The sequence below is a fragment of the Bacteroides sp. AF20-13LB genome (assembly GCF_003603065.1).
Classification (GTDB): domain Bacteria; phylum Bacteroidota; class Bacteroidia; order Bacteroidales; family Bacteroidaceae; genus Bacteroides; species Bacteroides uniformis.
Genome location: NZ_QTMH01000001.1, coordinates 501,771 through 517,214, shown reverse-complemented (window position 1 = coordinate 517,214; position 15,444 = coordinate 501,771). Strand labels below are relative to the sequence as shown.

Genomic DNA, 15,444 nt, shown 5'->3' with positions numbered 1-15,444 from the left:
AGGGTAGTTTTCTGCGTATTGTTATTGATGGCACAAATATATATACTTCCGTAAACTTATTTATATTTTGCAAAGGGATTAAGCTTATTTTCTCTTTTACCGATTGCTTTTATGTATGGAAAATGTATATTTGTGCATGAATCATTAACTTAATGTAAAACAGACTATGATAACAAGCCAATTACTTCACCCGGCCAGTATTGTGGTAGTGGGGGCATCCAACAATGTACACAAACCCGGAGGGGCTATCCTGAAAAATCTGCTTAGCGGCGGATATACCGGTGAGCTTCGTGCCGTGAATCCGAAAGAGACTGAAGTGCAGGGTGTTGCTGCCTTTGCGGATGTGAAGGACATTCCCGATACGGACCTTGCCATCCTTGCCATACCTGCCGCGCTTTGTCCCGATGCGGTGGAGATGCTTGCTGCGGAGAAGCAGGTGAAGGCGTTCATTATCCTTTCTGCCGGTTTTGGTGAGGAGACCCATGAGGGTGCTGTGCTGGAAGATCGCATACTGGAAACGGTGAACCGGTATGGAGCCTCTCTGATAGGCCCCAACTGTATCGGTTTTATGAACTCGTGGCATCACAGTGTATTCAGCCAGCCCATCCCGCAACTGCATCCGCAAGGGGTAGACCTGATTTCCAGCTCCGGTGCCACAGCGGTGTTCATATTGGAGAGCGCCGTGACCAAGGGATTGCAATTCAACTCTGTATGGTCTGTGGGCAATGCCAAGCAAATCGGCGTGGAGGATGTGTTGCAATACATGGACGAACACTTCAATCCGGAAGCGGATTCCAGAATAAAACTTCTTTATATAGAGAGTATCGGTGACCCCGACCGTCTGCTGTTTCATGCATCCTCGCTCATCAAGAAGGGCTGCAAGATTGCGGCCATCAAGGCGGGCAGTAGCGAAAGCGGCAGCCGGGCGGCGAGTTCGCATACGGGGGCCATTGCCAGTAGCGATTCGGCGGTAGAGGCCTTGTTCCGTAAGGCGGGTATTGTGCGTTGCTATTCGCGCGAGGAGTTGACGACCGTAGGTTGTATCTTCACACTGCCGGAACTGAAAGGGAAAAACTTCGCCATCATTACCCATGCCGGCGGTCCGGGAGTGATGCTGACCGATGCATTGAGTAAGGGTGGACTGAATGTTCCGAAACTGGAAGGACCGGTGGCGGAGGAACTTAAGGGTAAGCTTTTCCCCGGTGCGGCTGTGGGGAATCCCATTGATATTCTGGCTACGGGTACGCCGGAACATCTGCGCCTCTGTCTGGAGTATTGTGAGGAGAAGTTTGACAATATTGATGCTGTAATGGCTATTTTCGGCACTCCGGGGCTGGTGACCATGTTTGAAATGTATGATGTGCTGCACGAGAAGATGCTGCATTGCAAGAAGCCGATTTTTCCGATTCTTCCTTCCATCAATACGGCAGGAGCCGAGGTTGCTGCTTTTCTGGCAAAAGGCCATGTGAACTTTGCCGATGAAGTGACTTTGGGTACGGCACTTTCGCGGATAATGAATGCCCCGCGGCCTGCCAATAATGAAATCGAGCTCTTTGGAGTGGATGTTCCCCGTATCCGCCGGATTATAGATTCCATTCCTGCGGACGGTTATATCGCCCCGCACTATGTGCAGGCATTGCTCCGCTCTGCAGGTATTCCTATTGTGGAGGAGTTTGTTTCGGACAACAAGGAAGAAGTGCTTGCCTTTGCGCGTCGCACGGGGTTCCCGGTGGTGGCAAAGGTGGTGGGGCCGGTGCATAAGTCGGATGTGGGCGGTGTTGTGCTCAATATCAAGAGTGAACAGCATTTGGCATTGGAATTCGACCGTATGATGCAGATTCCCGAAGCTAGTGCTATCATGGTGCAGCCGATGTTGAAAGGGACGGAATTGTTTATCGGTGCCAAATATGAAGAGAAGTTCGGACATGTGGTACTCTGCGGTCTGGGCGGTATTTTTGTGGAGGTGCTGAAGGATATATCTTCCGGTCTTGCACCGTTGTCCTACGAGGAGGCTTACTCCATGATTCACTCGTTGCGTGCCTATAAGATTATCAAAGGTACGCGTGGGCAGAAGGGAGTGAATGAAGATAAATTTGCCGAAATTATTGTACGGCTTTCCACCTTGCTGCGCTTTGCAACGGAAATCAAGGAGATGGATATCAATCCATTGTTGGCGACTGAAAAGCAGGTGATAGCGGTGGATGCGCGCATTCGGATAGAAAAATAAGGGTTAGAGATTAGGGATTAGGGATTAAAGGGGCTGACTGTTAATCGCTCACCGCTAATCCCTTTTTCATCCTGCCCAGCCCTCCCTATCCAGATTTCTATATCCGATAGCTTCCGCCAAGTGTGCCGGCTGTATCAATTCGCAGCCTTCCAGGTCGGCGATGGTGCGTGATACTTTCAATATACGGTCGTAGGCGCGGGCCGAAAGGTTTAGGCGGTTCATGGCAGTTTTGAGCATGGCAAGTCCTTTGTCATCCGGACGGGCGTGGCGAGCAAGCAGTTTACTGTTCATCTGGGCATTACAATATATGCCGGGAATGTCTGCATACCTTGCTTCTTGAATTTGTCGGGCACGTATCACACGCTCGCGTATGGTGGCGCTCGATTCGCCGGGGCGAGAATCTGCCATCTCTTCAAAGGGGAGTGGGGTGACTTCAATTTGCAGGTCGATACGGTCGAGCAAAGGTCCGGATATGCGGTTCAGGTACTTTTGTACTTGTCCGGGACTGCATACACAAGCCTTGGTGGGATGCGTATAATACCCGCATGGACACGGATTCATAGAGGCTACCAGCATAAAACTTGCCGGGTACTCTACATTGCATCGGATGCGTGACACGGTAATCTTCCTATCTTCCAGCGGTTGGCGAAGAACCTCCAATACGTTGCGGCTGTACTCTGGCAGTTCATCAAGATATAAAATGCCGTTATGTGCCAGACTGATTTCACCGGGTTGGGGGAAACTTCCTCCACCGGTCATTGCTACCGTAGAAATGGTGTGGTGAGGGTCGCGGAACGGGCGTTTCGAGATGAGCCCACCGTCTTTGCCCAACTTTCCGGCAACAGAATGAATCTTGGTCGTTTCCAGACTCTCTCCCAAAGAGAGGGGAGGAAGTATAGATGGCAGACGCTTGGCAAGCATGGACTTACCGCTGCCCGGCGAACCGATGAGAAGTATGTTGTGGCTGCCCGAAGCAGCTACCTCCAAGGCTCGTTTCACATTTTCCTGTCCTTTTACTTCTGCAAAGTCGAAATCAAAGTTGCTCTGCTGGGAATAGAATTCCTCGCGGGTGTTGACTAACGTAGGGGTTAATTCCTGCGTGCCATTAAAGAATTCTATAACTTCCTTGATGTTTCCCGCTCCGTACACTTTCAGATTGTTTACTACTGCCGCTTCGTGGGCATTCTGTTGCGGTACAATCATACCCTCAAACCCCAGTTCTCTGGCCTTGATGGCAATGGGGAGTGCTCCTTTGATAGGTTGCAGGCTGCCGTCAAGGCTTAGTTCACCCATCAGCAGATAGCGTTCCAGCTTATCGGACTGGATAACTTCGCTGGCGGCAAGTATGCCGATGGCTAAAGGTAAATCGTAAGCTGCACCTTCCTTGCGGATGTCAGCCGGAGCCATGTTGATGACAATATTGCTGGTCGGCATCCGGTAGCCGTTGACCTGCAAAGCAGATATGATACGTTGATGGCTTTCTTTGACCGCAGAGTCCGGCAAACCGACTAAATAGAACATACAGCCTCTGGAACTGTTGACTTCAATGGTGATGAGGGTTGCGTCAATACCTTGAACAGCCGCTCCAAAAACTTTTATGAGCACGTTTTTAGTGATTAGGGGTTAGTGATGGCAGGATAGGCTACCGTCGGTTTTGTTTTTTGAGTTTCTTTTCACTCTCTTTCTTCTCTTTTTCCTTTTGCTCTATCTCCTCCAGTTTCTTTTTGATGTCTTCCTCACTCATATTCTTCCCTTCAATTTTTCCGGAAGGGCTAAGGAACAGATTGGCAGGCAATGCTTGTATGGCGAGCTGTTTGATGGGCGCTGTGTTCCATCCGGAGAAATCACAACTCTGTTCCCACTTCAGGGTATCTCTTTTGATTGCTTCTTCCCATTCCTTTCTGTCGATATCCAAGGAAATGCCCCAGAGTGCGAATAGCTTGTTCTTTTCTTCTTTCTTGTAAATCCGGCGCAGGGCAGCGTTGGCTTCCATGCTTTGCGGGTCCCAAGATGCCCAAAAATGTATCAACAGATATTTGTCCTTAAAGCTAGTACGGCTGATTTGTGTGCCTTTGGCATTGGGCAGGTTGACGTAAGGGATGGTTTTCCCAACGGATACCTTCTCTTCTTCTTGGATAAGGTCAAGCAGTTCGTCCACATACGGACGGTCTTTCAAGCCTCCGGTCATGTGTTCTGTCATTTCTTTGATTAAGGAGAAGTCCGGTTGCGGTTTTTGCACGAAATATTTCTCCAGCAGATAGATACTTACCAGCGAAGAAGGATGGCTGTTGATGAAGGCTTCTGCTTTTTCTTCCAATGCTTTCTCCGAGGGAGTACTCAAACCTTTCAACTCTTTCTGAAAAGCTGTCAGTTCTTCATTGGGGGCATTCCCCGTGATTTCCAGTGAAGTAAGCTCGGCGGCGGAGCCTTTTATCTTTATTTTGTCTCCTTTGTTCAGGTAAAGCGGATATTCTGTGCCGTCACTGAATTGCAGCCATGTAGAGACAAGCGTGTCGGTGGTGAGGGTTGCAGAGAACTTGTCATCCTTGACAAGCAGAGTGTCCATACGGTTATAGAACTTGTCCGTACCATATATATAAAGGGTATCATTCCCCAGCCCTTTGATTTCACCATTTAGGTAGACTGAATTTGTATTTTTGCTGCCGCAGGCAGACAATATAATAAGCAGAAGGTATGCAAGATAGATTTTCTTCATTCCGGTTCTTTTTCTGATACTTCGTCGCGAAAATACTTCTTTTTGGTGTGAATAAAAAGAAATGCCCGACATATTTCTATGCCGGGCACGTTCTTTTCAATCTAACCTTTATTATTTGATGATATTCATAAAGTCAGTGTTAGTGAAGTATTTGGCGAATTCCAGGTCAGAAGCAGCCTTCTTTGCCAAAGCCGGTTCTTTTGCAATGGCATTCTTCAGACTGCTGGTTACCATAGATGTATTGTTGGTTCTTGCGCCAAGTACAGCCATCAGGTAGTCAGTATAAGCGTCTGGTCTTTCGATAGCAGCCAGTGTGTTCTTAGCCTTGTTGTAGTCCTTAGCCAGGATTTGTGCCAAAGCAGCGCTGTTAGTCTTAGTGTCGCCAAATGAGCTGACAGCCTTGTCGTACTGTCCTTGAGCAACATACAGATTACCCAATGCCTCGTTCAGTTCCTTAGAACCGGAAGCCTTGCTCAGATAGCTTTCTGCTGCTGTTCTGTCGCCCTTGGTCAAGGCAATCAGACCGAGATTCATGTTTGCTTCAGGAGCATCCTTGATGGAGAGAGCTTTCTTGAAGTAGCTTTCAGCCTTGTTAAGATCACCAGCCTGATAAGCCAGTTTACCTAAGTTGTTGTAAGCACGGAAATCGTTCGGGTAGATTTGAGTAGCTTTTGTGAAGATGGCTTCTTGCTTGGCAGCATCTTTAGTCAAGGTGGTGGCATACAGTAATTCTTCGATGTTCAGCTGCTTGGCATCGCTGTCGGCGAGGTTTGCGATTTCTTCGTCAGACTTACCGATGATTTCGTAGTTCAAAGTCAGGCGTGAACGACGCAGTTGCGGCAGGATTTCGTCAGCCAAAGTCTTATAAACAGAAGAGATGTTCTTGATTTCTTGTTCTCTTTGTTCAGGATCCTGATACATGGAAAGAACGCGAAGAATCAATTCTTTATCTTGGATGTTTGATTTGGATACCAGTTCCTGGAAGCCTTCCCAGTCCTGAGCCGTATACTTGGTGTCTACTGCTGCATTGATTTTTGCTTTCTTCAAATCTCTGTTGATGATTTTAGCCGTGTTGTCCTGGCGGTTCTCAGCCAGTGTAGTATTCAAGCCTACACCACCATCGGGAGAAGCGTATGCGGAGATTTCGATGTTGCTGATTTTCTTGTTTTCAGCTTCGTCTATGTTTTTCACTTCTTTGCCGAATTCTTTGGCAGTCTTCAATTCGCTGGCGCGTACGTTGGCTTGTTGAATCAAGAACATGATGTTGGCGTCATGCTTTTCTTTGATGATACGTTGGAAAGCGTCGTCACCATTGGCGGGGTTAGCGCTGCCCAATGTTTGTTCCAGCATCTCAGAAGTGGAGATTACACCATCAGCTACTTTTACAGCAGGGATAGTGACAGTCTTTTTGCCTACTGTAGCCTTGAATTCCAGATACAGTTCGGATTTGGCCATTTCCGGTACATAGTCGAAAGATGTCTTCATAGTGTAGCTGCCGCCCATCTTGTAAGAGATAGTCTGGTCGTTACCTTCTACTTTTTCGCCCTGGAACACAGCCGATTGGCCTTTAGCTTCGCCGCCATTCCATTTCAGCACAGGGGTCACTTCTACCACAGCCTTCTTGTTGAAGTACTTTTCGGGGAATTTTCCGTTGATTGTAGCGGGAACTTTACCACCTACAGCCTCTAGAACTTGAGGAGTTACGGTGAAATAATCTGATGACAATTCACCCATCTTTTTGCTGCACGATGTCATTAATGCAACAATCATTGCCATTAAAAACGGCAGATACAATTTCTTAGTCATTTTAGGTATAAATTAATTGTTTGTAATTGAAATTTGTCTATTCCATGTTAGTGTGCTGTTTAGGCATGGACATAACAACGCAAAGATATTAAATCCTATTACAGTTTGTTAACTCGTGCAGCAATTTTATCATAATTTAATGAATTTCTCGCTCTTTGCGGTACTTTATATTGCGGGGATGATGTTCTATGATTTCACTGCGCAATCTGTGCCGGTCAATATGTGTGTAAATTTCTGTTGTAGCGATAGATTCGTGGCCCAGCATACTTTGTATGGCGCGCAGGTTGGCTCCTCCTTCAAGCAGGTGGGTGGCAAAGGAATGGCGGAAGGTGTGCGGACTGATGTTTTTGGTGATGCCGGCCTTCTCTGCCAGTTCCTTAATGAGATGGAATACCATGATGCGCGAGATATTTTTGCCCCAGCGTGCCAGGAATACATAGTCTTCGAAGTCCTTCTTGATTTTCCAGCCTCCATTGCGGTCCACGAACCAGTTCCTTATCTCCTTGATGGCACGGGACGATATGGGTACAAGGCGCTGTTTGCTGCCCTTACCTTCTACCTTGATGAAGCCTTCGTCGAAATACAAGTCGGAGATTTTCAGATTGCACAGTTCCGATACCCGTAGACCGCAACTGTATAGAGTCTCGAGGATGGCCCGGTTGCGTTGCCCCTCATTTGTGCCCAGGTCAATGGCGGAGATGATGCGGTCTATCTCTTCCACCGTCAGTACTTCTGGAAGCTTGAATCCGATTTTGGGACCCTCCAACAGTTCGCTGGGGTCTCCCTCCAGGTAGTCGGCTATGACGAGGAAATGGAAAAATGACTTGATGCCCGACAAGATGCGTGCCTGCGAGCGGGGATGGATGCCGATGTCGTGCAGTCCGGAGGCAAAATGCTGCAAGTCATCCAGGGTAGTGTCAAGGATAGCGATACCCTCTCCTTCCAGAAAGTGCAGCAGCTTCTGTAAGTCTGTTTGGTAAGCATCCACTGTATTGGGTGAGAGTGCTTTTTCCAGTTTCAGATACTGGTGGTACTTTCTGATTATCAGCGTTTGTTTCTCCTTATTCGTGGATTTTTCTTCTGATTTCATTTCTTTTTTCTACCTTTGCTTCGCGAAAATAGGCTGCATTTCAGCAAATTGCAAATAAATTTGCATCTGCTTTCGGTTTGCACTATCTTTGCACCGCAAAGGTATAAAAAATTGTGTTATGAGGATACAGATTATTAACGGCCCCAATATAAATCTCTTGGGCAAACGTGAACCTTCCATTTACGGTAGCGTTACTTTTGAAGACTACCTTGCCGAACTCCGTAAGAAATATGCGGATGTACAGATTGACTATTTCCAGTCCAACATTGAGGGAGAGCTGATAGACAAGATTCAGCAGGTAGGTTTTGATGTGGACGGCATCATTTTGAATGCGGGTGCTTACACCCATACGTCCATCGCTCTGCAGGATGCTATCCGTTCGGTCACTTCTCCGGTGGTTGAGGTGCATATCTCTAATGTACATGCCCGCGAGGCTTTTCGTCATGTGTCCATGATTTCCTGCGCTTGTAAAGGTGTCATTCTCGGTTTCGGGCTGAACTCCTACCGTCTGGCCATGGAGGCGTTAAAAGATTATTAAATAAAATAGGTATATAGATTATGTTATTGAAGCAAACGAAGATTGTCGCAACGATTTCTGACCAGCGCTGTGATGTTGATTTTATAAAGCAGTTGTTCGATGCAGGTATGAATGTTGTACGTATGAATACTGCACATCTTGGCCGTGAAGGTGCCGAGAAGTTGATAAACAATGTGCGTACGGTTTCCAACCGCATCGCTATCCTGATGGATACGAAAGGACCGGAGGTCCGCACGACGGTTCTGGCTGAGCCCATTCCTTTCAAGGCGGGCGACCGCGTGAAGGTGGTAGGCAACCCGGAGCAGGAGACTACCCGTGAATGTATCTCGGTATCCTATCCCCATTTCGTCAAAGACTTGAATGTGGACGGCCATATCCTTATTGATGACGGTGACTTGGAGTTGGTTGTTGTAGAGAAGACCCCCGACTACCTGCTCTGCGAAGTACAGAATGAGGCTACTCTGGGCAGCCGCAAGAGCGTCAACGTTCCCGGCGTCCGCATCAATCTGCCTTCTCTGACGGAGAAGGACCGCACCAATATCCTTTATGCCATTGAGAAGAACATAGACTTCATTGCCCACTCCTTTGTGCGCAATAAGCAGGATATACTCGACATCAAGGCGATTCTTGACGCTCATAACAGCGATATCCGTATTGTTGCTAAGATTGAGAACCAGGAAGGCGTTGATAATATCGATGAAATCCTGGAAGTAGCCGACGGTGTGATGATAGCTCGCGGTGACCTCGGTATTGAAGTTCCGCAGGAACGTATTCCGGGCATCCAGCGTGTGCTCATCCGCAAGTGTATTCTTGCCAAGAAGCCGGTGATTGTTGCCACACAGATGCTTCATACCATGATTTCCAATCCGCGTCCCACCCGTGCGGAGGTAACGGACATTGCCAATGCCATCTATTATCGTACGGATGCCTTGATGTTGAGCGGTGAAACCGCCTATGGAAAGTATCCGGTAGAAGCGGTGAAGACGATGACCAAGATTGCCGCCCAAGCGGAGAAAGACAAGCTGTCTGACAACGATATCCGTATTCCGCTGGACGAGAACAGCAACGACGTGACTGCGTTCCTGGCCAAACAAGCGGTAAAGGCTACCACCAAACTGAAAATCCGTGCAATCATCACCGACAGTTACAGCGGCCGTACTGCCCGTAACCTTGCCGCTTTCCGTGGCAAATATCCGGTGTTGGCCATCTGCTACAAGGAAAAGACCATGCGGCACCTTGCCCTTTCCTACGGTGTGGAAGCTATCTATATGCCCGAACTTGCCAACGGGCAGGAATATTACTTTGCAGCCTTGCGTCGCTTGTTGAAGGAAGGCCGTTTATGTCCTACGGACATGGTGGGCTACCTGAGTAGCGGTAAAGCCGGTACGCGCACTTCTTTCCTCGAAATCAACGTGGTGGAAGATGCCCTGAAACATGCTGAAGATAGTGTGTTGCCCAACAGTAACAGATATTTGTAGGATAAGGGATTAAGGATAAGGGGTTAGGGATTAGCGGTTAATGATTAATTAATAATTGTGCGCAGAACTAACCCCTAATCCCTAATCCCTTATCCCTAACCTATAATCCATTAACAAAGTGACGATTGACGAATACATTTTGCAGCACATTGATGATGAGGGCGATTATCTGAAAGCGCTCTATCGCGACACGCATGTCAAGTTGCTATATCCCCGCATGGCTTCCGGACATTTGCAGGGGCGTATGCTCAAGATGTTTGTCCGGATGATTCGTCCCCGGCAGGTGCTGGAGATAGGGACTTATAGCGGATATTCCGCACTTTGCATAGCAGAAGGACTGCCGGAGGGCGGGATGCTGCATACGTTTGAAATCAACGACGAGCAGGAGGACTTCACCCGTCCGTGGCTGGAGAATTCCGATTACGCGGATAAAATCAGGTTCTACATTGGCGATGCCTTGGAGCGGGTACCGCAACTGGACCTCACTTTCGACCTTGCCTTTATTGACGGAGATAAGCGTAAATACATAGAGTATTATGAAATGGTGCTCGCCCGCCTTTCCGGCGGTGGATATATCATTGCCGACAATACCTTGTGGGATGGCCATGTGCTGGAAGAACAACCCCATCGCACAGACCTGCAGACAATCAGTATCAAAGCCTTCAATGATTTGGTGGCGTGGGATGCGCGTGTGGAGAAAGTCATTCTCCCCCTGCGTGACGGATTGACGATTATCCGTAAGAAGTAACTGTTTTTTTTATCTTTTTCTCAGCAGCCGCTTGCTGAGGTATCTCACCGGATACCATACGGACAAGAAGCCTACAGTGATGACCGTTAAGAATACCAGAATAATATCCGTGGCATGTACACTTACCGGATAAGCGTCCACTACAAAACTTCCATTGCCTCCCCCCAATGAAATCAACCCGAAACGTTGCTGCAGAAAGCACAGCAACAATCCTAAAACGATGCCGGAGAGGGCGCCGAATACAGAAATCATCCTGCCTTCGAACAAGAAGATGCGCGCTATGAGGCGGTCGTCGGCACCCAGGTTGCGCAGTGTCTCCACATCCTCCCGTTTGTCCAGTATCAGCATGGACAGCGAACCGATGACATTGAAGCATGCGATACCCAGAATGAAGGTGAGGAAGAGATAAGAGATGAGTTTCTCTATTTCCATGATGCGGAAAACATCGGCCTGCTGCTCGTAGCGGTTCTGTACAATGAATCGGTCGCCGAGAATGCCTGCTATTTTCTTTTGTACGGAGCCGATGTTGGAACCGGGTTTCAGTTTCATCTCGATGGCAGAGACTTCCGTGTCATAATTGAACAGACGGCGGGCAAAGTCAAGTGACGTCAGTATGTAGCGTGAATCGTATTTTTGCTGGTTGACGGCAAAGATGGCGCCGGGCGAGAAGAGATACTCCCGGTTGAAAGCCGCAGTGGGGTTGGCTATGTTTACCCGTACGTTCCGTTTGGGGGCATAGACCTGCAACGGGTCTACGAACTGAATGCCGGTGCCCAACTCGGATATAAGTTCCACACCCAGAAAACCATAGTCCACCACCGAGTCGCTCAGTAGGAACTTTCCCGTCCCATAGAGCAAGCTGTCGATGGATGTAAGCTGTTCGAAATTGTCCTCCACTCCCTTGATGACGGCCATTGCCTGGCGGTCCTTGTACTGCACCATGGCATTCTCTTCCAGTGTTTCCGTCCACACGTCAATCTCGGACAGGGCGTGTACTTGCCGGATGCACGCTTCGTGCGGGTCGAAAACCTTACCTTCGCGGACGGTGATTTTCAGTTCCGGGTCGAAGGCTGTGAAAAAGCCTGCCACCATGTCCTGAAAACCGTTGAACACGGACAAGGTGCATACCAACGCCAACGTAGCCAATGCCACTCCACACACCGAAATACCGGAGATGATATTAATGGCATTGTGTTTCTTCTTGGAGAAGAGGTAGCGGCGGGCTATAAAGAAGGGAAGGGACATTATTTCAGCAGTTCGTCAATTCGTTCCAGATAGTCCAGTGAGTCGTCTACGAAGAACTTCAGTTCGGGGATAATGCGTAGTTGGTGGCGTACGCGGGTACCCAGTTCAAAGCGTATGGATTTCATGTTTCCGTTGATGTTCTTGACTATTTCTTCGCTTTTCTCCGAGGGGAATATACTGAGATAAGCGCGTGCCACGCTCATGTCGGGGCTGATGCGTACGGCACTGACGGAAATCAGTATGCCGGGCATGGACTTGGTTTGCAACAAGAAGATATCACTCAGTTCCTTCTGCAGGAGACGGGCTATTTTATTTTGTCTGGTAGTTTCCATACTGTTCATTTTTTTATGCTGGGGTGCAGCCTGTTTTCACGTTAGCAAAGTTACTGAAATATATCGTTCTGCCGACTGTTTATAGCTTTTTTTTCATTCTTTTCCCTATTGTAGGGTTCATTCTTTTCCGTTCTGTCGATGAGATATGCCTTTTCGTAGATTCTATTTGTTGTTCTTGTTATGCTTCCCTAACTTTGATGTCAGTTCGGAGAACTGCTGATGATGAGTGAAGAAGGAAGAGAACCATTCCGTTATAGAAGAGACTCTCTCTAAATAGCGTTTTTTCATGTATTATTGACTTGAACCGTTTTTACCCGGGAGGGTAGAAACGGTTTTTTTGCGCATCTGACCGGGCTTTCTTGTCTCTTGCATAGGCTTCCGTTGTGTGTTACATAGGCTTCTGTTGTGTTTTGCACGGTGGTTTGTCTTGAGAAGCCTTTGGGTTTATCATGTACGCACGGCTGTGGTACGCCTTTTCCACAGTCGTGAAGAAGACGTGCCACGGCTGTGAAGAATATGCTTCACAGCCGTGGTTTTTCATCAATATATAGGGGTTGACAGAACAGACATAAGGGAATGACAGAACAAACATGAGGGGATAACGGAACGGACATAAGCACTCGACGCATTCCGTATCAGGGTATGAATAGCGGAATGCGTCGGGTGCTTGTGGGGGAATGATATGATATTTGTTCTTATGCCTTTACATACTTCCTTTTGGCTATCAGCACTGCCACGATGATACCTATCACCAGCAGCGCCAGTGCTCCGTAGGCGATGCCTTCCGTCACGTGCAGGCTGGTGGGGTCAAAGCGCATTTCGATGGTGTGCTGTCCGGCAGGAACATACATTGTGCGCAGGATATAGTCGGCGCGTGCCAGTTCGGCAGGCTGTCCGTCGATGGTTACGTGCCAGCCGTCCGGATAATAGATTTCGGAGAATACGGCAATACCGTCTTGGGCATTGTTCGTTTCGTACGTCAGGCGGTTAGGTGTGTAACTTGTCAGGCGGATGCTGGAGAGGCTGTCTTTATAACTTTCCGTGGCACCTTTCAGCACATCCTTGAAGCGGGCATCCACTACGGCTGTCTCCGTAGGTATGATGCTGTCCAGGGCGTCAATCTCTTCGTTGGCGTTGTTCACATACTGCACCTTGTTTACAAACCATGCATTGCCGTAGGCGTGCGGGTTGAGGATGGGAACGGTTTGTCTTTGCTGTCCTGCAGGGAAGATGAAGTATTTGGTGTTTAGCATGTTCAGTACGCGGAACTTATTGGCATCCACGCTGTCCATCTCACCTCCGGCGGTGGCAATGGCCTTGTAGGCCGCCTGCATTTCGGGAGAGATGTGATGCTCTATCATTTCCTGGTAGCGGCGCAGCTTGGCCGGGTGATAACCGCCGACGCTTTTGTGCCAGTAGGAGGTGTTGTTGTCATCGAAGGTGCTGGTGGCAAAGTTCAATACACGATAGTCCAAGCTGGTATCTTGTAGTATCAGCTCGTCTGTATTTGTCTTGGTGAAGGTTTCCGTACGGATGGAGTGGGGCACGAACTGGGCATCATTCAGATAGCGCTTGTTGACCCCCCACATATCTGCCAGGCAGAGTATGGTGATACCTGCAATGGTCAGCGAGCTGCGCAGCTTGCCGCTTGCATAGAGCCAGAGCAGGCTGCAGCCGATGCCTATGATGATGAAGCTACGCAGGGCGTCGCTGCTGACGAGTTCGGCACGCATCTCTCCCAAGTTGGCAAGGATGCCGGAGAGCTCGTTGGCGGGTATCATCTGCTGGTTGACGGCATTCTGCAGCATCTGTGCCTCTTGGGCGGGCACGTAGCCGGAGCCGATGCTGCCCGGGGCAACGGCAAGCAGCAGGGCGATGCCTGCAGTGAGCAGCAGGCTGATGCCGAGGGGCTTCTTTTCCTGTTTTAAGATTTCCGGCTCTTCGAGCAGGCGTTTCAGGGCAAAGATAGCCAGCAAAGGTATCGTGAACTCTGCTATGACAAGGATGGAGGACACGGCGCGGAACTTGTTGTACAACGGGACGTAATCGATGAAGAAATCCGTCAGCGGCATGAAGTTCTTGCCCCAGGACAAGACGATGGAGAAGAAGGTGGCTCCTATCAATGCCCACTTCAACGGTCCTTTCACGATGAAGCATCCCAGTACGAACAGAAACAAGACGAATGCTCCGACGTAGACGGGACCCGACGTCATGGGCTGGGTACCGAAATATTGTGTCAGTGAGCCGTACAGACTGCTGTACATCGGGTTTGCCTTGCTCATGGCAGTTTCACTCTGGCTGAGGGCGGCAGATGCTCCGCCTTTGAAGTTGGGCACCAGCAGAGTCAGTGTTTCGTCGATGCCGTAGCTCCACTGGGTGATGTAGTCGCGGTCCAGCCCGCTACTGGTCTGCTTGGCAGCGTCGCCGGTCTGCACCAGTTCGCTTTTGCCGCGCATGGTTTCTTTGCTGTAGGCATAGGTGTGATAGAGGTTGGATACGTTGGCGGCTATGCCGACGAGGGCTGCCACAATCAGTACGGCACTTGCCTTGAAGAACTGGGGCAATGTCTTGGTACGCCATGCTTTCTCGAAGTAGGCTCCCACAAAGAAAAGGATGACGAAGAAGAAGTAATAGGACATCTGCACGTGGTTCGAGGTGATTTGCAGGGCCACGAACAAGGCGGTGAGGATGCCTCCCCACAGCAGTTTCCCACGATAGGCGAGCACAATGCCTGCTATGGTGGGCGGCACGTAGGCAAGGGTGATGAACTTCCAGATGTGTCCGGCAGATATCAGGATGAAGAAATAGGACGAGAATGCCCACATGATACCGCCCAGTCCGGCCAGCCAGACCGGTATGCCGAAGACGCGCAGCAGGATGTAGAAGCCGAGCATCAGCATGAATGTGAGGCACACATAGTCGGGCAGGAAGAGTTGGTAGGCTTTCTGTACCCACTGCAGTGACTTGGTGGAGTCATACGAAGGGGCTATCTGATACATGGGCATACCGCCGAACAGCGAGTTTGTCCAACGGCTGCGTTCGCCCGTCTGTTCGTAATACTCCTTGACTTCTTGTCCTGCCCCTGCTCCTGCAGCCGTGTCGTGCTGAAAGAGAATACGGTTTTCTATATCCGCCGGGAAGAAGTAGGCGAAGGAAAGGAGGACGAATGCCAAGATGGCAATAAGGTCGGGAAGAAGCTTCTTCATGAGTTATAAGTTATGAGTTATCAATTAATCAATTGTGGGGCAAAGATAGTGCAAACCG

The 15,444-nt window shown here is 49.1% G+C and carries 11 protein-coding genes; 4 read left to right on the top strand and 7 right to left on the bottom strand.

The features are described 5' to 3' along the window. Positions 1–166 precede the first annotated feature (166 nt). On the top strand, positions 167–2,227 hold the full coding sequence (locus DWX62_RS01945) for an acetate--CoA ligase (RefSeq protein WP_005834364.1): 2,061 nt from the start codon (positions 167–169) through the stop codon (positions 2,225–2,227). 66 nt (positions 2,228–2,293) lie between these two features. Here the strand turns inward: DWX62_RS01945 and DWX62_RS01940 are convergent, their stop codons facing one another. The 4 genes from DWX62_RS01940 to xerD form a co-directional block, all read right to left on the bottom strand. Further along, complete coding sequence (locus DWX62_RS01940; protein WP_005834366.1) at positions 2,294–3,832, bottom strand: YifB family Mg chelatase-like AAA ATPase; 1,539 nt, start codon at positions 3,830–3,832, stop codon at positions 2,294–2,296. A gap of 37 nt (positions 3,833–3,869) precedes the next feature. Then, entirely contained in the window at positions 3,870–4,943 is a 1,074-nt protein-coding gene (locus DWX62_RS01935; RefSeq protein ID WP_005830772.1) for a TlpA disulfide reductase family protein, read from the bottom strand. A 111-nt stretch (positions 4,944–5,054) separates the two neighbouring features. Next, positions 5,055–6,749, bottom strand: a complete 1,695-nt coding sequence (locus DWX62_RS01930; protein WP_005830769.1) for a tetratricopeptide repeat protein — start codon at positions 6,747–6,749, stop codon at positions 5,055–5,057. 136 nt (positions 6,750–6,885) lie between these two features. Continuing rightward, the gene (gene xerD, locus DWX62_RS01925) at positions 6,886–7,839 is read right to left on the bottom strand and encodes a site-specific tyrosine recombinase XerD (protein WP_009037617.1); all 954 of its coding nucleotides are present in this window, start codon (positions 7,837–7,839) and stop codon (positions 6,886–6,888) included. A 118-nt stretch (positions 7,840–7,957) separates the two neighbouring features. Here xerD and aroQ point away from each other — a divergent pair, with 118 nt between their 5' ends. The 3 genes from aroQ to DWX62_RS01910 all read left to right on the top strand — a co-directional run bounded on the left by aroQ (position 7,958) and on the right by DWX62_RS01910 (position 10,603). Then, positions 7,958–8,377 (top strand): type II 3-dehydroquinate dehydratase, encoded by a 420-nt coding sequence (gene aroQ, locus DWX62_RS01920; protein ID WP_005830766.1) that lies wholly within the window; start codon positions 7,958–7,960, stop codon positions 8,375–8,377. 20 nt (positions 8,378–8,397) lie between these two features. Then, positions 8,398–9,855: a pyruvate kinase gene (gene pyk / locus DWX62_RS01915; protein ID WP_119993703.1), complete on the top strand. Its 1,458-nt coding sequence runs from the start codon at positions 8,398–8,400 to the stop codon at positions 9,853–9,855. Between the two features lie 118 nt (positions 9,856–9,973). Beyond that, the gene (locus DWX62_RS01910) at positions 9,974–10,603 is read left to right on the top strand and encodes a class I SAM-dependent methyltransferase (RefSeq protein WP_117589489.1); all 630 of its coding nucleotides are present in this window, start codon (positions 9,974–9,976) and stop codon (positions 10,601–10,603) included. A gap of 9 nt (positions 10,604–10,612) precedes the next feature. Here DWX62_RS01910 and DWX62_RS01905 read toward each other — a convergent pair whose 3' ends face one another. From DWX62_RS01905 to DWX62_RS01895, 3 genes are all read right to left on the bottom strand, one after another. Then, positions 10,613–11,848, bottom strand: coding sequence for an FtsX-like permease family protein (locus DWX62_RS01905; RefSeq protein WP_005830763.1), 1,236 nt, complete (start codon positions 11,846–11,848; stop codon positions 10,613–10,615). Then, positions 11,848–12,180, bottom strand: coding sequence for a 30S ribosome-binding factor RbfA (gene rbfA / locus DWX62_RS01900; RefSeq protein ID WP_005834378.1), 333 nt, complete (start codon positions 12,178–12,180; stop codon positions 11,848–11,850). The genes DWX62_RS01905 and rbfA overlap by 1 nt, the downstream gene beginning before the upstream one ends. 695 nt (positions 12,181–12,875) lie before the next feature. Beyond that, complete coding sequence (locus tag DWX62_RS01895) at positions 12,876–15,386, bottom strand: YfhO family protein (protein WP_117887706.1); 2,511 nt, start codon at positions 15,384–15,386, stop codon at positions 12,876–12,878. Positions 15,387–15,444: the final 58 nt, after the last annotated feature.

Bases quoted from the DNA above. Each gene is read 5' to 3' on its own strand.
- rbfA (WP_005834378.1), bottom strand. From the start codon at position 12,180: ATGGAAACTACCAGACAAAATAAAATAGCCCGTCTCCTGCAGAAGGAA.
- aroQ (WP_005830766.1), top strand. From the start codon at position 7,958: ATGAGGATACAGATTATTAACGGCCCCAATATAAATCTCTTGGGCAAA.
- DWX62_RS01930 (WP_005830769.1), bottom strand. From the start codon at position 6,749: ATGACTAAGAAATTGTATCTGCCGTTTTTAATGGCAATGATTGTTGCA.
- xerD (WP_009037617.1), bottom strand. From the start codon at position 7,839: ATGAAATCAGAAGAAAAATCCACGAATAAGGAGAAACAAACGCTGATA.
- pyk (WP_119993703.1), top strand. From the start codon at position 8,398: ATGTTATTGAAGCAAACGAAGATTGTCGCAACGATTTCTGACCAGCGC.
- DWX62_RS01935 (WP_005830772.1), bottom strand. From the start codon at position 4,943: ATGAAGAAAATCTATCTTGCATACCTTCTGCTTATTATATTGTCTGCC.
- DWX62_RS01945 (WP_005834364.1), top strand. From the start codon at position 167: ATGATAACAAGCCAATTACTTCACCCGGCCAGTATTGTGGTAGTGGGG.
- DWX62_RS01895 (WP_117887706.1), bottom strand. From the start codon at position 15,386: ATGAAGAAGCTTCTTCCCGACCTTATTGCCATCTTGGCATTCGTCCTC.
- DWX62_RS01905 (WP_005830763.1), bottom strand. From the start codon at position 11,848: ATGTCCCTTCCCTTCTTTATAGCCCGCCGCTACCTCTTCTCCAAGAAG.